The following is an 18,361-nucleotide window of genomic DNA, read 5'->3' as shown; positions in this document are numbered from 1 at the left end:
CCTGGTCAGTTCGGTGCGGTGACGCCGGTCAGAGGGCTGGCGGTCGCGGTCGCGGACACCGGCAGGGCGCTGATCCCGACGAGGTGCAGCAGCTGCGTGGGCCGGGTGCCGCTGATGGTGACGGTGACGGCGGTGGGGGTGGCGGACGCGGTGACCTGCCCGTCGACACCGGCCTGTTGGGCGAAGCTCCGCGCGGCTGCGGCAGCCTGGGCGGGCTGGAGCTGGACAGTGCCGGTGGCCCTGTAGGTGGCGAGGTCGATCTCGCGGGCGCCGGCCCGGGCGGCGCCCTGCGCGACGTCGAGCAGCCGCACCTTGTCCGACATGCCCAGTCCCAGGTCGAGGACCAGGCCGGCGAGGACGAGGACGAGGACGACGCCGAAGATCGTCCACGGGGTGATCTGGCCTCGGTCGTCATGGCGGGCCTGCCGCAGGCGGGTACGCAGCCGGTTCATGGCGCCGTCGTCCCGCGGTAGGTGTCGAGGGGCTGGTGTGAGGTGCCGCGGATGGTGATCGTGCCGGGCAGGCCGAGGCCGTAGAGGTCTTCGAGGCGGACGGTGCACGCCACGGTGGCGCTGACCTGCCCGCCGGGGACGAACGCGCCGGGGTCGACGGTGACGGTGGACGGCTGGCAGGTGAACGCCCGCCCGGCCAGGGTGGCGGAGGCGCCATCGGCGCCTGCGGCGCGGGCCTCGCCGGGGGTGCGGGCGAGGGACGCCTGGCGGGCCGCCGCGGCGGCAGCGGAGTTGACGTCGATGGCGGCCGAGGCCAGGCGCAGGCACGCCACCACCGCGAGGGCGGCCAGGACCATCAGCGGTATGTAGCTCAGCGCCATCTCGACGCTGACCGAACCCCGGTCTCCCCGCAGCCGAGGCACCCGGCGGCGTGGATGTCGGCTGCGGCGCTGCTCGCGGGTCACGTCGAGTCTCCTCCCACTCCAGGCGGCGAGGGGGCCAGCGACAGGGTCGAGGGGCGGAAACGCTCGACCGGGGCGCTGGCCTGGGTGCTGACCTGCAGGCGCAGGAACGGCACGACGGCGGGCACCCGGCCGGCCACGGCCACCGTGGCGGTGTCGGCGGTGCGGGTGACCGACACGCGCGGGTCGACGACGACCTGCCCGGCGACCTGGTCGAGGACGGTTGCGGCGTCGGCGCGGCCGGCGGCGGCGGTGCCGCCGGACACCCTGGTGGTCTGCAGGGCGTGGTTCGCGGCGTGCTGGACGCCGAGTTGGGCCAGGGCCCACAGGGCGAACTGCACGCCGACGAGGACAAGCAGGAACAGCAGGGGCGCGTAGAGGACCACCTCGGTGGTGACCGACCCGCGGTCACCACCGAGCCGGCGTCGCCTGCCTCGTCGCGTGCGGTGCATGGCTAGAGGTTGATTCCGGTGATCTTGGTGATGATCTTGCCTTGGAAGATGGCGTAGACGGCCAGGACGAGGGTGACGAGCAGGGCGATCCACATGACCTTCTCGGTGGTCTCGCTGCCCCGGTCGCCGGAGTCGCGCAGCCGGCGGGCCCGGTCGGTGAGAGTGAGGTGTGCCAGGGTCAGCAGGGCCATCAGCTTGCTGGGGTGCACGGCGTTTCTCCTTCTGGTGTGTCGGGGTCAGAAGCTGTCGACGGCGGTGACAGCCGGGTAGAGGAGGAACAGCATGTAGGCGGCGGCCAGGAGCATGACCGGCATGGACATGCGTTCGGTGGCGGAGTTGGCTCTGGCCTCCAGGGCGGCGGCCTGGTGGGCGCGCAGGGTGGCGGCGCGGATGGTGAGGGAGTCGCGGATGCGGGCGCCTTCGGTGCCGGCGAGGCTCATCGTCGCGGCGAGTTCCTGCAGTTCGACGACGCCGGTGTCCTCGCCGAGCTGGCCGAGGGCCTGCCAGGGCGGGATGCGCAGCAGCCGGGCGGTGGCCACGGCACGGTTCAGGCGTCCGGCGGCCCAGCCGTGGGTGTCGGCGCAGGCGTCGTCGAGGGCTTGTTCGAGTCCGGCGCCGCCGGCGAGGGAGATGACGACGAGGTCGAGCACGGCGGACAGGGCGTAGCGCAGCTCGTCGCGGCGCCGCTGCGCCTCGGCGTGCGCGGTGGTCTCGGCCAGCCACCAGCCGCCGGCCGCGCCGGCAAGCGACGCCCACAGCGGCATGCCGGCGGCGAAGCTGACCCCGCCGGAGGCGAGGACGGCCATCGCGACCGGGGGCAGCAGGAGGCCGGCGAGGACCGCGAGGGCCTGGTCGGCCAGGTGGGTGGCGGTCGGCCGTCCGAGTACGGCGAGGTCTGCGCGCATCCGCTGCCGGGGCAGGCCAAGGGCGCGCAGGGGCGCGGCGAGCAGCCGGGTCCTGGCCCCCACTGGTTCTTCCGGGGCAGCCGGGGTGCGGCGCAGGGCGTCGAGGGCCTGGGCGAGGCTGGGCCGGGCGGGATGAAGGCCGGTGCCGGCCAGGACCAGACCGAGCCCGGCGATGACGCCGCACGCCACCACGAAGGCGGCCATCACGCCACCTGCCCGGGCTGGTCGGCCGATAGCACCCGTGGTGGCTGCGGGACGCGGGAGGCGCGGGCCAGCCACCAGAACCCGCCGGCGAACACCGCGCCGACGACGAGGAGCACGAGCTGTCCGGTGACGCTGCGGTAGGGGGCGAGGAACCCGCGGTTGAGCAGGATCAGCCCGGCGACCATCGCGACCGACGTGCCGGTGATGACCCGGGCGGCGGTGCGGGTCGCGGCCCGTTTGGTGGCCACTCGCATCCGGATGCCGGCGAGCTCGCGGGCGGTGGCGGCGAGGCTGGTCAGGCACTGGGACAGTTGCCCGCCGTGGTAGCCGGCGGCCTGCGTCAGGGCGCGCACGACGAGGTCGGCGGTGGGGTCGGCAAGGTCGGCGGCGAACGCGCGCAGCGCGTCGGGCAGCCGTGCTCCGCCGCGTACCGCCCCCGCGAGGGCCTGCACCTGGGGGCGGATGGGCTGGGGGGTGACAGGGGCGGTGGCGGTGATGGCTTGCTCCAGGCCGGCGGCCGAGGACAGGGTGTCGCGCAGCAGCTCGGCCCAGGTGGCGATCGCCTCGATCCGGGCGATCGCGCGGGTGTGTTCCCGGTCGGGGCCGAGGACGCGGGGCAGCGCCCACACCGCGGCGGTGGTCAGCAGCGCCGCGACCGGCCAACGGGTCGCCGCCGCGGCGGCGAATCCGGCGACGATGGCCGCGAGGAGCCGGGTGCGGTCGGCCGACGTCCACCGTTGCCGTGTCCGGGTGGTCGGGGTGCCGGGTGGGCGGCGGCGTAGCCCGTCGGCGACGAGGATCAGGCCGGCGGCGCAGCCCAGGCCGAGCAGGATCGGCAGCAGATCCATGCTCACCACCGGTCCCGGACGAGGAGGTTCGGGTTGAGGCCGGCGGCGGTGAGCTCGTCGAGGGTGTCGGCGCGGATCGGCGCGGCGGGGACGGCGCGCCGGTCGGGGCCGGGGCGGTAGATCTCGTTGGAGGGGACCTGGGTGCCGTCGGTCTCCAGGACCTGACGGATGGAGGACACCACCCGGGTGCCGTCGGTGGCGACGTCCAGGTGCACGACGAAGTCGACGGCCTGGCCGATGAGCACATTCGCCGCGTCGAAGGTCAGCTTCTCCGGCGCCTGCATGACGTACATGGCCAGCCGGGTCAGCGCCTGCTTACTGGAGGAGGCGTGCAGGGTGCACATGCTGCCGTCGTTGCCCTGCGACATGGCCAGGAGCATGGGTACGGCCTCAGCGCCGCGGGTCTCGCCGACGATGACCCGGTCCGGGCGCATCCGCAGGCCCCAGCGCACCATCGTGGACATGTCGATGCCACCGACGCCTTCGAGGTTCGGTTCCCGCTGCTGCAGGGCGGTGGTGTTCGGGTGCGCGTCGGTGTCCTCGTCGAGGCCGAGTTCGTAGGCGTCCTCGACGGTGACGATCCGCTCGTGCGGGCTGATCGCGCTGGCGGCGGCGCGCAGCATGGTGGTCTTGCCGACGCCAACGCCTCCGCAGATCACGATGTTCTTGCGCGCCCGCACCAGCGCCCGGATGAGTTCCCGCAACCCCACCGTGATCTCCCCGCGGTGCAGCAGGTCGTCCAGGGTCACCCGGTGCAGGGTGTTGCGGCGGATCGACAGCGAGGGCCGTTTCGCCACCGCCATCACGGCGAACAGGCGTTGCCCGCCGGGCAGCCGCAGCGACAGGCCGGGCGAACCGCGGTCGAAGCGGCGCTCCTCCTGCCCGCTGCGCGCCGCCGCGACCCGCACGAGGTCGACCAAGTCGTCGTCGGAGGCGGCGACCGGCGGCACTCGCTGCACCTGCCCGTCGGTGGTGCGGATCCACACGTTGTCGCAGCCGTTGGCGAAGATGTCCTCCACCCGCGGGTCGTCAATCAACCTCTGCAAGCCGCCCAGGCCGGTGAAGCTGTCCCGCAACGCCCGCGCCAGGGCCGCCTCGGCCTGCGGAGTGAGCGGGACCCGGCCGGCGGAGATGTCCTCGCGTGCGTGGACGACGAGTTCCTCCGCGATGTATCCCGCGATCACCGCGTGCCGCTCGCCGTCGGGAAGCTGCGCGCCGTGCGCGGCCAGGCGGTCACTGACCCGGGCCCGCAGCCGCGCCACCACCTCCGGCGGCGCCGCGGTCGTGCCGCCGTTCAGCGTCGGGGCGGTCACCGCACGACCTCCAGCGCCGCACCGGCGGGCTGCCCGCCGGCCGAGACGGACGCGGCGAGAGCGCGCAAAGCTTGGGCGAGGCGGGTACGTGTCCACGCCCGCCCCGTCATCCGCCCGGCGAGGACACCCGCGCCCCACCGGTCGGCGGGCATCTGCGCCCACACCGGGACACCGAGGCGCCCACTGATCTCCGCCGGGGTGTAGGCGGACCTGCCGCAGACCGCCAGCCCGACACCACCCGGCCGCGCCGCGGCACGCAGCGCCGGCAAGCGGGTGTCCAGGTGATCCAGGTACTCCGTCGACCCCGAGGTGACCAGCACGACCGCGTCAGCGGAGCGCAACAGACCCCATGCCGGGCTGTTGGCGTAGAGGCGACCCGCGTCGGCGACCACTACCGACGCCAACCGCGCGACCGCCTCGGCCTGGCCGGCGAGGACCGACACCGCCCCCGCGGCGGTCTCGGCCGCCCCCGGCCCGACGAGGACGTGCAAACCCAGCGGCACCTGCTGCACGTACGGTGCCGCCCCGCCGGTGTGCCCGCCGTGCCGGGCCGCCGCCGCCAGGGACGCCAGTCCCGGCTCCTGCGCCAGCCCGAACCGCGCCGCGACCACCCCGCCACCGGGGTCGGCCTCCACCAGCAACGCCGGACGGTCCGGCCACAACGCCGCCATCCCCAACGCGGCCGTCGACGCGCCCGGCGCGCCGGACACCGACGCCACCACCACCAACATCTCCCGCGCCTCCTCACGTCTCACTGGGACGGGCCGAGCTGCACCAGCGACACGTCCCCCGGGGCCGCCGCGACCGCTTCCGCCGCATCCGCAGCGAGCAGCACCGTCACCAACTGCGTGCCCACCTGGTCGGCGCCCGCCGCCACGGACACGACCGTGGCCACCGCCCGGCGTACACCGTTGTTCTGCTGCGGCGCCTGCTGCCCGCCTCCGGTCGGCGGGGCGACCAGCACCACCACCCGCGACCCAGCGGTCAGGCTCGTCGGGGCCCGGCCCGGCTTGACCGGCACCGCGATCACCGCCTGCCCCGGCGCGGGCCACGCCGCCGGCCCGACCTGTGCCGACACCAGCAGGCTCCCTGCCGCCAGCGGCACCGCCGCCGAACGGCCGACGATCCCGCCGCGCCGCTCGGCCGGGACCAGGTCCAGGCCGGACGGGTTCGCCACTCGCACCACCCGCACATCGGCGTCGGTGATGACCTGACCCGCCGGTACGTCCCGCGCGACGGCGAGGAACTGCTCGTCGGCGTGCCGGCGCAGGTCCACCTGCCAAAACGTCACCACCGTCGCCAGGACCAGCAGCAGCCCGGCGACCACACGCCGGCCGCTGCGCCGCCCCACCCGCCGCGTACCGGCGGACACCGGCGGCAGATCCGCAGCGGCGCTGCTCCCCGCGCGGGGACGGTCCGTGGTGACGCTCACCGGGTACCTCCGACGATCGCCTGGGACTCCGCCACCCGCACGGACACCGTCGAAGTCGTCGTGAGCGGGGCGAGAGTGCCCCCACTACCGGCGCCAGACCAGGTGACCGACCACGTCACCGTCGCCCGCAGCCGGAACGCCGCCCCCGCCGCGGCAGCGGACGAGGAGGTATAGGTGTGCCCACACGGCGAGGACGCCCGCGGGTCGGTTCCCGACTCCCACGGCTTGCCCGGACCAGTGCACGTTAGATCCTCGCTGCCGTCGCCGAAGGACCACACCACCTGCGTTGGCGTCGCGGTGGCGGTGACCGACACCCCTGGCACCGACGCGGTCGCCGAACGGGCACCCCACGTGGCCGGGTCCACCCACAGCCAGACCGGCACCTGCACCAGCACGAACGGCGCGGTGGTGGGATTCGTGTGAATCTGCGGCGAGGGCAGGCGCAGCCGAGAACGCGCCGCCTGCGCCAGCGCCGCCAGGTTCACCGTCGGCGCCTGGTCCAGCCACACCGGCACGTCCTGCGACCCGAGCCCGCTGGCTACGCAAGTCCGCGAATACCAACCCCCCTCTGGGCCCTTGCCCGGCGGGGGCGGAAGACCCAGATCGACCGGCGCCCAGTAGCAGCCGTCCTCGCCGCCGCCACCCGAGCCGTCACCGGAACGGCCGCCGCCCTGGCTGCCGCCGCTGGAGCCGCCAGGGCCACCGGGGGTGCCGGCGTTGATTTCGCATTCGGGAGCCGACGGGTTCTGCGTGCAGCTGACCCCGCCGATGCCGCCGTCGGCATGTGCCGGGCTTCCGGATGCCAGCACGACCGCTGCCGCGCCCGCGGCGATCAAGGACTGGACGGCGCGACGCATCAGCACGACCCCACGTCCTGGACGCCGAAGCTGGTGACCTTCCAGCCGCCGGCCGCGAGGTTCGTGACCGTGGCCCGCGCACTCCGCCGGCCCCCGGGCACGTCGTTGATCGGCTCACCCGCCAGGTTGTAGACCAGGAAGGCGCTGTCGTCGATGCAGTCAGTGACCGTCACCGTCGCGGGCGAGGCGGTAAGCGCGACCTCGGCCACCTGTGGGTTCAGGAGGTATTTGCCCTTGAGTACCTGATTTTTGCTCCGGTAGCTGACCAGGCCGTTGCGCAACGTCTTCAGCGCGCCGTGGCCGGCGAACCTGCTGAGGTCAGGCTCGTCGGGGTTGGCGGTGAGGCCGGCCTTCGCGTACGCGGCCCACATGCCGCGGTACGCATCCAGCGCTGCGCCTTGGGCGGCGCCGCGCGGATCCTGGCTAGGCGCGGGAACAGTGACGGAGGTGGTGGGAGAGGTTTCTTGCCCAGTGTTCCCGGCGTCGCACGCTCCGGTGCCGACGGCCAGGCACAGGCCGATCGCCGAGCCCGCCACGCGAGAGCGGCGGCCTCGCGATCGAACGGTGGAAGTTCGCTGTCTGTTACGGCTCGTCATCTGCCGCCCTGCCTCCTGATGGTTCCTGGCGACAGCGACGCGGGCCCGCCCCGCTGTCGTGGAAGTTGCACGCACGGATGCCTGAACCCACCTCTACACCCGGCCCCCACGGTTACCGCAACGTGCTTACCTGCCGGTGATTACCGTCAGGTACTCACCTCGGGGTTATCGAGAATGCGAGTCTTTCGGTGCAATACGATCGGTCGGTGTCGGGTTCGCGACACTATGCCCGCAGGGATCGAAGGCCTTAGAATCCTCAAAAATCTCAAGGGAGCGCGCATTATGAGCCGCACCGCCGAGGGTCCTCAGCCCGCCGACCTCGCTGCGGAGCTCGCCAGTCGGCCCGCAGCCATCGCGACTCTCGTGACGTTGCGTGACTGCATTGCTGCCACTGTCGGTGACCTCGGTGGCGTGGACGAAGCCTCCCGCGAGGCGCTACGGGCCGACCTGTGCTGGCTCGCGGCGACCGGACTTCTGCGGCGTGAACCGCACGGCAGTTGGGACGTGGTCGCCACCACGGGCGCCTATCGCCTGTCCACTATGGGGAACGCTCTGGCGGACGCCCTGAATGCGCTTGCGGAAGGCTGCCGCCACCTTGCCGGCGCACCAGCTTTTCAGCGACGTGACCCGATGCCTCGATGATCTCCACCTGACTCAACGTGAATTCAATGTTCACGTAGAGCAGTCGATCCCCTAGACTCGTCCTCTGGCCGACCTTGACGGGGAGGGGAGGCGGATGGACGACGACCTTCACGTTGTGCACGAAGCAATCAGGCTGTGTGCCCAGCGGTGGACCCTGGAGATCCTCACGGCACTCGGTCAACGGCCGATGCGATTCTCGGAGCTGCTGCGCGAGATCCAACCGGCACCGAGCTCCAAGTCGCTCAACGATGCCCTGCGCCGCCTACGCGACGGCGGCCTGGTGCACCATGCCGACGACGCGGGTGCCGGCACCTACTCCTTGACTGCCGCCGGCACGCACCTGCTGCCGCTGCTCTCGTCGTTCATGCGCGAGATGCGCCGCTGGTCGGACACCTATCGCGACGGCTATGCCCAACCAACCGGTGCGGACGCGGGAGCGGCGTAGGCCCATCTCGCCCCACAATGGCAACGGCCGATGAATCCCACGGTGCTGGGGCTGGCGCTCTCCGGCGGCGCCCTCGCCGGTTTGGTGCTGCCACACGCGTACATCTGGCTGGTGGCCAAGCCGCAGGCCAGCATGGACCTACCACCGTCCCGGGCGGGCGTAAGCGGCACCTCGGCACCCCTCTGCGGGCCCGTCAGGAGCGCGCTCATGCTGGTGGCCGTCTCGGAGTTGTGTGGCATCGGGCTGGCTGTTGCCTCCGCCGGCCTGGCCTGGATGCTGCGCGACGTCCCCGGCGGCCTGCCTCTGCTGGCGGTATGGCTGGTAGTGATGCACACCGGCGTGCTGCTAGCCGCCGTCGACGTCGCGGTCCGCAGGCTGCCCACCCCCGCGATCAGCGCCGCCGCCATAGCCGTCGGGGTCGTACTGGCCAGCCAGGCAGCGACCACGGGCCAGGCCCACACGTTGGTCACCGCCGTGCTCGCCGCGGCGGCGCTCGGCGGCCTGTACCTGACTTTGGTCATTGTGGCGGGCAGCGGGATGGGTCTGGGTGACGTGCGGCTGGCCGCGCTGCTCGGCGCGGCATTAGGCGCTGCCGGCTGGCCGGCGGTGTTCCTCGGCGGCCTGCTGCCCTTCCTGCTCGCCGCTCCCGAAGCACTGGCGCGCCTGGCGCTGCGCCGCGTGCACACCATCGCCTTCGGCCCCTATCTGGTCGGCGGGGCACTGATAGCTGCTATGGTCAGCAGCTGATCACGGCCGATACAGCGTGTGTTGCGCGTGCTCCGTACGTATAGAGCGGGCCGCCGGCGCCCTGACGACGGCAAGTTCGCGGTGTTGGCCATGGCGGAGCCAAAGCTCTTCCTATCACTGCCCTGCGGCGGCGTCGCTGTGTGACAGTCCCGTCCTGTCCCGCTTGGGCGGTGCTCGAAGCGGTGCCGTATCGGCTCACCTACGTCCGCGAGGAGACCGGGCTAAGACTGGCGGCTGCCCGACCGTCGCCGCTTGTGCACGCTGCTGGCGATCCGCTCGGCGGCTTCCCGAGGGTCCTCGTGCTCCCACACGCGGATGACAAGCCAGCCGTCGTTAGTTAGGAGACCGTCGGTGGCGATGTCTCGGGCCTGGTTCCGTGCGACTTTTTCCGACCAGTAGTCGGTGTTGGACTTGGTCTTCCTGCTTCCGTGCTGTGGGCACCCGTGCCAGAAGCATCCATCGACGAAGACGGCGACTCGGGCTGGGCCGAAGACGATGTCAGCGCGACGACGGAGCGATCGTGTGGGTGCGACGTCGACTCGGTAGCGCAGTCCGGTGGCGTGCAGCAGGCGTCGTATCGCAATCTCGGGCTGGGTGTCGCGAGTCCGCTGCCGCTGCATACGGCCGCGCACCCCTGGGCTGCTTGCCCAGGAGTGCGCGGCCGTGTCGTTCCGGGGCGTCCGGTTCGCGGTGGCAGGGCGCCCTTGGTGCTTCTTCATTGCCCGGTTGCGGCCTCCTCGCCGGGAAGTCCGAGTTCGCGGCGGTCGCGGTATGCCTGGGCCATGCGCAGCAGCCGGGGCTTGGTCCCGCCGAAACTGACCAGGGCTTCTCCCTTGCCCAGGGTCCGAATCTGCTCGGCCAGGCGCGAGTCGTTCGGGTTGAGCTTTCGGGCGGCTGCGGCTGCGACCGTGGCGTCCGGAAGGCGGAAGCACACCTTGGTCTGGGCGTTGGTGGCGACGACGTCGGGCAGGTCCCCCGGCTGCTGAGTGGCGAGCACGACGCCAAGGCCCTTCGAGCGGCCTTCGCGGATCATGGTATCGATGGCCTTGAAGGCCGCGACTCGGTGGGCCTCGTCGACTACGGTGACGTACCGGACGGAGTTCGGTACGGGCGGCAGGGACTGCACTCGCAGCAACAGGGCTGACAGGATGAACCCGGCGGCTAGGACGGTAGTTTGGCCGTTGCCGGGGATCCGGCTCAGCCCGAAGACGACGTTGTGGTCGATGACTTCCCCGAGCGGAGGCCCGTCGCGGAACAGTTCGTTGTGGGTCAGGTCGCCGATCACTCCGGACAGGTCAGCGTCGAGTTCGTCGTCGAGGAGCCGGAGCGTCGGCCACCGTCCTTCTGCCCGCCCGACGGCGTAGGCACTGCGCAGCGCCTTCTCCAGCTTCGCCCGCTGCCTCACGCCCATTCTGGTGAACGACTTAGTGGCGACTTCGACGGTATCGCGCAGTTCGATGACGGCGGTGTTGACCGCGCGCTCACTGAACTCGCCCAAGGCGAGGGGGTTGTACGGCGCGCCGTCGTTCCACAGGTCGAGGAACTTCGCGCCGGCCAGGTGGGGGAAGCCGGTCTCGTCGCTGTAGTCGTTCTTGAAGTCGGCGATGCCGAACTTACTCCCGCTGTGGTGGGCGAGCTGCGCGAGTAGGCTCATTGTGAACTGCGTCTTGCCCATACCCGAGCTGCCCCACACCTCCACGTGGCCGTTCTGGAGCACTCCCTGCTCGGGGCCGGCCGGGTGCCAGCGCACCTCCTCGCCCGTGGTGGCGTCCCAGCCCAGGACCGGGGCGCGGAACGGGACCGGTTCCGTGGCGGACGTAGTCGGCTGCGTGGGCCTGCGCGGCTCCTCGGTCGCGCTCGGCTCGGAGGTGCGGGCCTGCTGCGGCTCAGTACTTTGAGGGTTCGGCGGCGCGGCCGTCTCGCTTGGCGCGGGCCGGGCAGGCCCGGGGACGTCAGCGTCTCTGGTTGTGTCGGCCGGCGGCTGCGCCTGTTCTGCGGGCTTGGCCTCGGGCCTGCGCCGCGTCCGTCCGCCCTTGAGAGGCGGGCGCTCGGCTTCGACGGTCCTCAGGTCCGTGATGCGCACCTGCGCGGCTTCGAGCAGCAGGTTTTCGGTGAGTTTGATGCTGTGCAGCACCACCGGGACGATGTCGCTGGCCACCTCCCTCGGGTAGTACCTGTCGAACTCTTCGACGTTGGGGCCGAAAACCAGGCCGACGCCCGCCCACTCCAGGGTCCCCGTGCCGGTTCGGAACGCCTCAAGCGCCGCCAGTTCTTCGGCGTCGAGCTTGAAGCGCGACTCCCGTGCCACCGAGTAGGCGGCCTCCGCGATGCGGTTAAGCCACAGGCGGCTGTGGATGGACCCGGGCTCGGGGTAGGCGGCCCACCTAGTGGCCGCGAGCGTCTGGTTGAGCTGGTCGAGAGCACCGGCAGCGGCGTCGGTTTCGTCGCTGCGCCTGGCCTTCACCTCGATGGCCGCGACATGGACCCCTTCCTCGGAGGGGTCGAGTGCGATTGCGAGGAGGTCCGCGCGGCGGCTGGGGAACCAGTGCCGGTATTCGTCGAGGCTGACGAGCAGGACGCGGCACCCCGGCGGCAGAGGCCAAGGGGTGGTCGTGCGGGCAAGCAGCGAGAATGCCACGACGTGGCCGACCAGTTCATTGATGCCCGTGCCGCTGGTGGCGGCCTCGAGGGCCAGGATGCCGTAGCCCTGGCTCGCAACCTTGCGGAGGTCAGTTCCTACGTTGAAGGCGACGTCCCGGTCGGCGACGATGTTGGCTGCACGCAGGCTGCGGCCGATGGCGCGGTCTGCCGGGCCACCCGACTTCTGACTTAGCACCAGCGACAGCGGGCTGTCGCCACCGAGTCGGCGCTCCTGGTGCAGGATGGCGATGCGGTGGGCGCCGAGGGCCTGCTCGAGGCTGTCGCGGGTGGCGTAGCGGTCGAGGGTGGCTACCCAGAGCGCGAGGTCGTGGACCTCCCGAAGCTGCTCGGCGATGTCCATGGCCCCGGTGCGGACCTCCGGCACCGGGATCTTCTCGCCTTCCTCCGGCCAGGATTCGTCCACAGCCGCCTGCAGCTTCAACCACGTGATGCCGGCACGCGTCGTAGCGGGCGGCATCAGCAGCATGCGCCGCTCCTTCCCAGGCCGCTGCGAGGTCCGGGGAGCGAAGAGGACTTCAGAGTCCTCCCGCGGTGCGGGCACTTCGGGGAACTCGATCTGCAGCCGGTTCCCGCCGTCGCTGATTCCGGTCACCAGCGCGAGGTGCACTGCCGGGTTCGGCGAACCCGGCTGCTGCAGGACCTCGCGGGCCCGGGCGAGGCTGTCGAGGTAGCGCAGCTCCAGCACGTCGCGGCTGTCGCGCAGCTCTTCGTCCGCACGTGCGAGGGTCTGCCAGTGCGGCCTGTCGGTCGGCTCCTCCCCGACGCAGAACACCTCGACCTTAGCGACGGTGCCGCGGCCGGTCTTGCGGCCGATCAGCTTGACTGCCTGCGAGACGAGCAGGTCGGCGGCGCCGGGCCCGTAGGCCAGGCAGCGCAGGTGCCCGGCTGCCTCAGGCTGCAGCGAAAGCAGCCGGACCACGACCGAGGTCAACGCCGCGCCAGCGTAGCCGCTTTCGTCGCGGGTGTTGGCCCCGCCGTAGAGGCTCCAGAGCCGCCCTTCGCTGGTGGGCAGCATGGCTTTGTCCCGCAGGCGCGCGCGAACGTGGGCGGGGTGGTGCGAGGCTGTCGTGCGGGCGATTCCAGCGGCCGTCGCGGCGACAGGCTTGTCGTCGCTTGCGTCAGCCGCGTCGAGCAGGGACCACAGCGCGTCGAGGTACTGGGCGAGCCACTCGGCCTTCAGTGGCGCGAAGCCGGTGAGAGCCACGCAGTGGGCCGGGCCCTCGACCGCCCCCGCCAGCGAGAGTGCCTCTGCCACCTCGGCCTCCGCGCCGGGTGCCTTGTCGTTGCCGGCGGCAGCCCAGCTGGTAGCCCACCTGCGCAGGGGCTGAGGGCTGAGCCCTTCCTGCAGCGACAGCTGCGCGAGCTCGCGCAGCTCGTGCGCGAGCGGCTTCAGTTCATTCGAAACGGGCTGCGGACTCGGTGCCTCGTTGCTGCAAAACGACGAGAGGGTCGGCTCGTCGGTCGCCACCAGGGTGAGGGCGGTCTCCTCAGCGAATAGCAGCGCGGCGCGCAGCAGTGCGGCGTCGTCGAGGTCGGGCCGCCAGTCGACTTGGACCGTGCTGCCGTCGGCGGCGTGGAGCCGCAGCTGCAACAGCGCGAGTTCCCCCGAGGCGAGGTCAGCGTCGTGGAAGGAAGCCTCGACGGTCTTGTCGGTGTCGGCCGGCTGGAGGAGAAGGCCGTCAACTTCGACACCCCGGCTTTCGAGCCGGCGCATCAACCCGCCCAGCCGCAGCCGCGCGCAACCGAGGGTGATGCACCGCACCGCGCCGCTGCGGTTCGGCTTCGCGTTTTCTGCCGACGGCTTCGGGCTGAGGAGGCTGATGCGCTTCAGCGGACCGCCGAGCTGCTGCACCGCCTTAATCAGGGCGCTCTCGGGGCAGGACGGGTTGCTGCCGCTGATGGCCTTGTCGCGCAGCAGCTTCTCGAGCTTGATCCTGGTCGGCCTGTCGAAGATGCCGTGGGCTTGGGCTTCGTCGAGGTCGAGCAAGTCCCGCGCGGCGTCTCGCTGCTGAGCGGAGCGGCGCAGTTCCTCTGCGCGCGAGTGGTACCTAGGCCAGGGCAGCAGCGCAACCCGCTCGTCCTCGTGCCGCCGCTGGTAGTCGGCCAGCGCCTGCAGCGCGACGTCGGCGAGGTCCTTGGTGCGCTGTTCGAGGATCTCGCGTGCCTCGTCGAACTCCAGCTCCTGGAGCAGCTGCTCGCTGCCGGACTGCAGCATCGTCATCACGGCCGCCGCGACGGCGTTCGCCTCCGCCGGCTCGTTGCGCAGCCTGGGCCGTCGGCCGAGGACCGTCTCGGCGCGCCGGCGAATTTCCGTGTAGGCGCTGGGCCTCAGGACGTCGTCGCTGGTGCGGCGGGCGGCGAGGGCGAGGTTGTCGCCGATGCGGTCGGCGTCGACCCTCTCGCCGGTGGCGGTGTCGGCGAAGGCGCCCAGGGCGGGCAGGCTCTTCAGGGGGTCTTCACCGGCAGCGACCAGGTCGAAATATGCCGCTACCTGCGCGGCGCTCGGCTTGTGGGCGATGCCCACCCGGGCGATAGCCTCTCGCACCGCCCGCACCGGGCCGTCGAGGCTGGCGGCCGGTTCTTGGCGGGCAATCGTGACCAAGCCTTCGGGGGAGTCCAGGAGCACGCCGGGCGACACGTTCTCGAACAAGTTGAGGCCGCTGCGGTCCGGGACCTGCAGACCTTCGCACAGGACCAGCACGATGCCCTGCGGGTAGCGGTTGCGCAGTCCCGTCCCGGAGCCCGACAGCGCGTGGGCGCCGAAGCGGCGGGGGCAGTCGGACACTACGGCCAACGGCGGGAGCCCCTCACTCCACGCCGCCGCCATGCCCAGAGCTAGGCTGGTCGGGACACCCTCGACTAGGACGAACTTGGAGCTTCCGCCCATGTTTCTGATGTGTGCGGCCAGTGCGCCGCCGAGCCGCTGACTCACATCGACCGCCTCTGCGCGCGCTCGCCGACAACGGTGGTCCGGTCGGACAAGCTCAGCGCCAGTCCCGCCTCGCTCATGAGCCTCTCGGCCCGGCGGGCGTTGCGCTCGAGGCCGGCCCCGTCGACCTGGCCGCGCAGGCTCGTCGACGCTGCCGACTCTTGGTTGATCACCAGTCCCCACTCCTGCCGCACTGCTGCGAAGAACTCGTTGCTGGGCATCGGCATCCGGCTCGACAGAGCGCCCACGAGGGCAGCCAGCAAGTCCGGCGTAGCTGTCAGGTAGCGGTAGCGGGTCCCAGCAACGAGCCCCACCGACTCCAGCAGAACCCGGAACCCGTCCTCAGCCCGGCCGTAGTTCGCGCTCTCCACCGACGTGCGCGCCAGCCGCAGGTACTCGTCGTCCGCGCTGCGGGCGGTCAGCTTGGTGAGCTGGTGCAGCAGCCCGTCGGGGCCCTTCTCTCCGTCGAGCTTGTTGCGCCGGTTCTCGAACTCGTCGGCCCACACGACGGTCTTTCTCTCCACCAGCTGGCGCATGATGCGGGCGACCGTGGAGATCGTCGCCTCGTTGAGCCGGATCCGGGCCCGCCGGTACGACTCTTCCGACCGCTGCCGGACCCGGTCCTGCGCCCGCGGCCCCCCGCCGAAGCTCAGCAGGAGGAAGCGGTCTTCCTCGGGTGTCGATGTGGCGTCCCAGGCGACCCTCAGGGCATGTACCGCCAGGTCCAGCGCGAGAATGGTGCGCAGCTGCCAGAGCTTGGCCGGCCCGCTGGCGCTGCCCTGGCACATCACCCCCTCGGCGTGACGACACAAGCTAGCCGCGAGCGGCTGCAGCAGCTCGTCCTCGCCCCGCTCCCAAGCTGCCTTCTCGTCCTCTTCGGTGTCCGGCGTTTTGGTGGTGAACGGCACGTCGGTCTGCAGTGCCGATTCCAGGCGGCGGCTGATGTCGGCCAGCGGACTCGGCCCCGTCAGGGCCTCGCGGATGGCGGAGACAGCACGCGCTCCCTGCTCGGCCGCCTTCGGGTCGGTCGGCGCGAGCAGCAGGCGGGCGAGGGTGATCCCGCTGCCGCGCATGTACACCTTGCGCACTGTCCAGTCAGGTCGGCTCGGCGCCTTGCGCGCGTCGTACCACAGCAGCGACTCGTGGAACGGCCGCAGCAGCCACGCCCCCGGCTGGCCTCGCTGCGTGTCCGGGTCGACGAGCCCCTGCAGGGCGCTCTGGGCCAGCGCCAAATTGGCACTGTTGCGGACATCGGAACCCGACGCGAGCAGCTTGCCGTACAGGTTCGGCGTCATGTTGTCCTCGCCCGCGCGCCCCTCCCGGCCTGCCAGGAAGTTGGTGGCGAGCGCCAAGCTTCGCAGGGCGAACCGCTGCCGCTTGGGGCTGCGCAGCTCGTCGCTGCTGGCCGGGGCGCGGTAGCTGTTCTGGGCAAGCGTGAGCAGGGTCTCCGCGCACAGCTGCGGAGCCCGCTCGTCGCGGTCGGGGTCCAAGCCGAACAGCACCTGTGCGACCCGGCCGGGGGTGAGGTTCCGGTTGTCGAGGAGCACTACGCCCTCCGAGAGGTCGTGAAGTACGGCAGGTTGACCTTCACCAGTGCCGGCGGGTCGGAGTCGGGATCGGCGACGCGGATGGCGTCGCCGGCGGCCTCCGCCGAGGCAAGCCGGCTGTAGAAGCCGCGCAGGTCGTTCATCTCGGCGACGCCCTGGCCGACGGGTCCCTGGAAGTCGGCGGCCTCGCGGATGGCCTCGTACATCTTCGGGCGGATCCGCAGCGACAGGTCGTCGCGGCTGTCCACGACCAGCTCCACGTCGACGTGGTCGACATCCAGCAGCCGCTCCACGAGCCCGCGGTCGGGCACCCGCACAGACAGCCGCTCCAGCGGGACGAGTCCGTACACCAGCGAAGGCCTCGCTGGTCGGAAAGAACCGGGGTCGCGGGCGAACAGGCACGCGGGGTCCGGCACGACGAGCCCCTCGTGAGGGCTGGAGAACCCGGTGACGAGGAAGTTCAGGCCACGCACCACCTCCGAGACTTCGATGACGACGTCCTCACTGCGGGCGGCCTTCTGCGCCAAGCGCACGAGGTCCGCAACATAGCGGTATCCCAGCAGTCGCCTCGACGCGACGTCGGCGCCGCCCAGCGCTTGGCTGGCCTCGAAATAGAGGCGCTGGCGCCACAGCACCTGAGCGGGCGCGTTGCTGTCCCGGTCACCGGACACGAGCGCGTCCAACCCGTCGTCTACCTTCGTCGGGTCTTCGCTGGTGCTGACGAGCTCACCCAGGTGGTGGAACGTCATGGTCCCCTGCTTGGTGCGCACCCGGTCCTGCGGCGAGCGGCTCCCAGCCAGGGCGAGGCTGCCGTCGGGCCCGTCCTCGACCAGCGAAGGATCGCCGGCGAGCAGCCGAACCACGTCGGGCGCTCCGGTGGTGTCCCGCAGCCAGCCGTCGATCTCCAGGTCGCTGACGTGCCCCAGCTGGGCAGTGCGCATCCCCGCCATCAGCGGCGAGCGCTCGATGGCATCGAGGGTCAGGCCCCCGCCCACGACGCGGGTGAAGTACCCGTCGGTGGCGGTGAAGGCGGCCCTTTCCATGTCCCGCGTTGCTGTCTTGACGTGCTTGCACGTCCGGTCGCCGACGACGGCCCAGGCAAGCACCGACAGGACCTCCCGGATCGTCGGCACCGCTTCGCCGGCGCCAAGACGAACCAGGGTTCGTAGCTGCTCGCGCACCCGCGGGTCCCGGAGTGCTTCGGCGTTGCTGCGCATGGGGCAGCTGCCGAGGTCGAACGGGCAGCCGGCGCAGCCGGACCACAGATCTTCCCGCACGAGGAAGTCGAGCAGGGCGTCCCACAGCCCAGGCGCGGTCGGGCGCTGGCGGTTGACGTTGACCACCACCAGCTTGCCGACCTCAGCCGCCCCGCTGCGCAGCGCCTGGTCGAGGGCTGTGGCGAGGTCTTTGTGGTCGAGGGTGTCGAGCGCGTCGCGCAGGACGCCCTCGTTCGCGCACACCAGATACTGACCGGACCCTGTCGCCAGGCCCGTGAGGACCGCCTGCAGCGTCGAACGCCGCGCCGCGTCGTCCGGAAGCCCCGAGAGGTCCTTGACTACCCAGCGGCTCGAAGCAACCTCGCACAGGTCGTCGCCTTCGGGAAGGTCGCCACCGACAGCGCGGGAGTACGTCTCCGCCACTGCGGTCTTGCCCGTGCCGGCGTTGCCGGTCAACACCACGGCCCCAGCCTGCCCGGACTCGGCCCACGTGGCGACGTACTGAGCCAAGCGGGTGGGGACATCTGCGCCCAGCGCCTCGCCGAGGCGCTGGAAGTGTTCGCGGTAAGCGCCGGCCTGGTCGGCGCTAAACACCGACAGCGACCGTAAGGCGGCGACAGCGGGCAGTTCGTCCGACACTTCTCGGGGGTCTG

Annotated in this window: 18 protein-coding genes; 3 read left to right on the top strand and 15 right to left on the bottom strand. The window is 71.6% G+C overall.

What is annotated here, in order from left to right:
• Positions 1-5: 5 nt before the first annotated feature.
• The 11 genes from ACFYO8_RS10245 to ACFYO8_RS10195 form a co-directional block, all read right to left on the bottom strand.
• The gene (locus ACFYO8_RS10245; protein WP_269740062.1) at positions 6-452 is read right to left on the bottom strand and encodes a pilus assembly protein TadG-related protein; all 447 of its coding nucleotides are present in this window, start codon (positions 450-452) and stop codon (positions 6-8) included.
• Complete coding sequence (locus tag ACFYO8_RS10240; RefSeq protein ID WP_387257194.1) at positions 449-832, bottom strand: TadE family protein; 384 nt, start codon at positions 830-832, stop codon at positions 449-451. Before ACFYO8_RS10240 ends, ACFYO8_RS10245 begins: the two co-directional genes overlap by 4 nt.
• An 80-nt stretch (positions 833-912) precedes the next feature.
• Positions 913-1,365 carry a TadE/TadG family type IV pilus assembly protein gene (locus tag ACFYO8_RS10235; RefSeq protein WP_387257015.1) on the bottom strand — a complete coding sequence of 151 codons (453 nt, stop codon included), beginning with the start codon at positions 1,363-1,365 and terminating at the stop codon, positions 913-915.
• Positions 1,366-1,367: 2 nt separating this feature from the next.
• Complete coding sequence (locus ACFYO8_RS10230; protein ID WP_041799409.1) at positions 1,368-1,556, bottom strand: hypothetical protein; 189 nt, start codon at positions 1,554-1,556, stop codon at positions 1,368-1,370.
• A gap of 45 nt (positions 1,557-1,601) precedes the next feature.
• A complete protein-coding gene (locus ACFYO8_RS10225) occupies positions 1,602-2,474 on the bottom strand; it encodes a type II secretion system F family protein (RefSeq protein WP_387257013.1) in 873 nt (290 codons plus the stop codon).
• Complete coding sequence (locus ACFYO8_RS10220) at positions 2,474-3,322, bottom strand: type II secretion system F family protein (protein WP_387257012.1); 849 nt, start codon at positions 3,320-3,322, stop codon at positions 2,474-2,476. Before ACFYO8_RS10220 ends, ACFYO8_RS10225 begins: the two co-directional genes overlap by 1 nt.
• Positions 3,323-3,324: 2 nt before the next feature.
• On the bottom strand, positions 3,325-4,635 hold the full coding sequence (locus ACFYO8_RS10215; RefSeq protein ID WP_387257011.1) for a CpaF family protein: 1,311 nt from the start codon (positions 4,633-4,635) through the stop codon (positions 3,325-3,327).
• A complete protein-coding gene (locus ACFYO8_RS10210; RefSeq protein ID WP_387257010.1) occupies positions 4,632-5,366 on the bottom strand; it encodes a MinD/ParA family protein in 735 nt (244 codons plus the stop codon). The genes ACFYO8_RS10215 and ACFYO8_RS10210 overlap by 4 nt, the downstream gene beginning before the upstream one ends.
• A gap of 20 nt (positions 5,367-5,386) precedes the next feature.
• Positions 5,387-5,962 (bottom strand): SAF domain-containing protein, encoded by a 576-nt coding sequence (locus ACFYO8_RS10205; RefSeq protein WP_387257192.1) that lies wholly within the window; start codon positions 5,960-5,962, stop codon positions 5,387-5,389.
• A gap of 101 nt (positions 5,963-6,063) precedes the next feature.
• Entirely contained in the window at positions 6,064-6,930 is an 867-nt protein-coding gene (locus ACFYO8_RS10200) for a hypothetical protein (RefSeq protein WP_387257009.1), read from the bottom strand.
• Positions 6,924-7,460, bottom strand: a complete 537-nt coding sequence (locus ACFYO8_RS10195) for a hypothetical protein (protein WP_387257006.1) — start codon at positions 7,458-7,460, stop codon at positions 6,924-6,926. The genes ACFYO8_RS10200 and ACFYO8_RS10195 overlap by 7 nt, the downstream gene beginning before the upstream one ends.
• Positions 7,461-7,802: 342 nt before the next feature.
• Between ACFYO8_RS10195 and ACFYO8_RS10190 the strand changes: the two genes are divergently transcribed.
• The 3 genes from ACFYO8_RS10190 to ACFYO8_RS10180 all read left to right on the top strand — a co-directional run bounded on the left by ACFYO8_RS10190 (position 7,803) and on the right by ACFYO8_RS10180 (position 9,354).
• A complete protein-coding gene (locus ACFYO8_RS10190; protein WP_387257005.1) occupies positions 7,803-8,162 on the top strand; it encodes a hypothetical protein in 360 nt (119 codons plus the stop codon).
• Positions 8,163-8,256: 94 nt separating this feature from the next.
• Positions 8,257-8,607 (top strand): winged helix-turn-helix transcriptional regulator, encoded by a 351-nt coding sequence (locus ACFYO8_RS10185; RefSeq protein ID WP_387257003.1) that lies wholly within the window; start codon positions 8,257-8,259, stop codon positions 8,605-8,607.
• A gap of 30 nt (positions 8,608-8,637) precedes the next feature.
• Positions 8,638-9,354 (top strand): prepilin peptidase, encoded by a 717-nt coding sequence (locus ACFYO8_RS10180; protein WP_387257002.1) that lies wholly within the window; start codon positions 8,638-8,640, stop codon positions 9,352-9,354.
• Positions 9,355-9,575: 221 nt separating this feature from the next.
• Here ACFYO8_RS10180 and ACFYO8_RS10175 read toward each other — a convergent pair whose 3' ends face one another.
• The 4 genes from ACFYO8_RS10175 to ACFYO8_RS10160 form a co-directional block, all read right to left on the bottom strand.
• Entirely contained in the window at positions 9,576-9,974 is a 399-nt protein-coding gene (locus ACFYO8_RS10175; RefSeq protein WP_387257190.1) for a very short patch repair endonuclease, read from the bottom strand.
• Positions 9,975-10,069: 95 nt separating this feature from the next.
• Positions 10,070-14,947: a helicase HerA-like domain-containing protein gene (locus ACFYO8_RS10170; RefSeq protein WP_387257001.1), complete on the bottom strand. Its 4,878-nt coding sequence runs from the start codon at positions 14,945-14,947 to the stop codon at positions 10,070-10,072.
• Positions 14,944-16,491, bottom strand: coding sequence for a hypothetical protein (locus ACFYO8_RS10165; protein ID WP_387256999.1), 1,548 nt, complete (start codon positions 16,489-16,491; stop codon positions 14,944-14,946). The genes ACFYO8_RS10170 and ACFYO8_RS10165 overlap by 4 nt, the downstream gene beginning before the upstream one ends.
• Positions 16,491-18,347 carry an ATP-binding protein gene (locus tag ACFYO8_RS10160; RefSeq protein WP_387256998.1) on the bottom strand — a complete coding sequence of 619 codons (1,857 nt, stop codon included), beginning with the start codon at positions 18,345-18,347 and terminating at the stop codon, positions 16,491-16,493. Before ACFYO8_RS10160 ends, ACFYO8_RS10165 begins: the two co-directional genes overlap by 1 nt.
• Positions 18,348-18,361 lie beyond the last annotated feature (14 nt).

Source organism: Micromonospora sp. NPDC005257 (assembly GCF_042872445.1).
Classification (GTDB): Bacteria; Actinomycetota; Actinomycetes; order Mycobacteriales; family Micromonosporaceae; genus Micromonospora.
This window is presented reverse-complemented; position numbering and strand designations above follow the sequence as displayed.

Coding starts and splice junctions, on each gene's coding strand:
- ACFYO8_RS10245 (WP_269740062.1), bottom strand. CDS start 452: ATGAACCGGCTGCGTACCCGCCTGCGGCAGGCCCGCCATGACGACCGA.
- ACFYO8_RS10240 (WP_387257194.1), bottom strand. CDS start 832: ATGGCGCTGAGCTACATACCGCTGATGGTCCTGGCCGCCCTCGCGGTG.
- ACFYO8_RS10235 (WP_387257015.1), bottom strand. CDS start 1,365: ATGCACCGCACGCGACGAGGCAGGCGACGCCGGCTCGGTGGTGACCGC.
- ACFYO8_RS10230 (WP_041799409.1), bottom strand. CDS start 1,556: ATGGCCCTGCTGACCCTGGCACACCTCACTCTCACCGACCGGGCCCGC.
- ACFYO8_RS10225 (WP_387257013.1), bottom strand. CDS start 2,474: ATGGCCGCCTTCGTGGTGGCGTGCGGCGTCATCGCCGGGCTCGGTCTG.
- ACFYO8_RS10220 (WP_387257012.1), bottom strand. CDS start 3,322: ATGGATCTGCTGCCGATCCTGCTCGGCCTGGGCTGCGCCGCCGGCCTG.
- ACFYO8_RS10210 (WP_387257010.1), bottom strand. CDS start 5,366: ATGTTGGTGGTGGTGGCGTCGGTGTCCGGCGCGCCGGGCGCGTCGACG.
- ACFYO8_RS10190 (WP_387257005.1), top strand. CDS start 7,803: ATGAGCCGCACCGCCGAGGGTCCTCAGCCCGCCGACCTCGCTGCGGAG.
- ACFYO8_RS10185 (WP_387257003.1), top strand. CDS start 8,257: ATGGACGACGACCTTCACGTTGTGCACGAAGCAATCAGGCTGTGTGCC.
- ACFYO8_RS10180 (WP_387257002.1), top strand. CDS start 8,638: ATGAATCCCACGGTGCTGGGGCTGGCGCTCTCCGGCGGCGCCCTCGCC.
- ACFYO8_RS10175 (WP_387257190.1), bottom strand. CDS start 9,974: ATGCAGCGGCAGCGGACTCGCGACACCCAGCCCGAGATTGCGATACGA.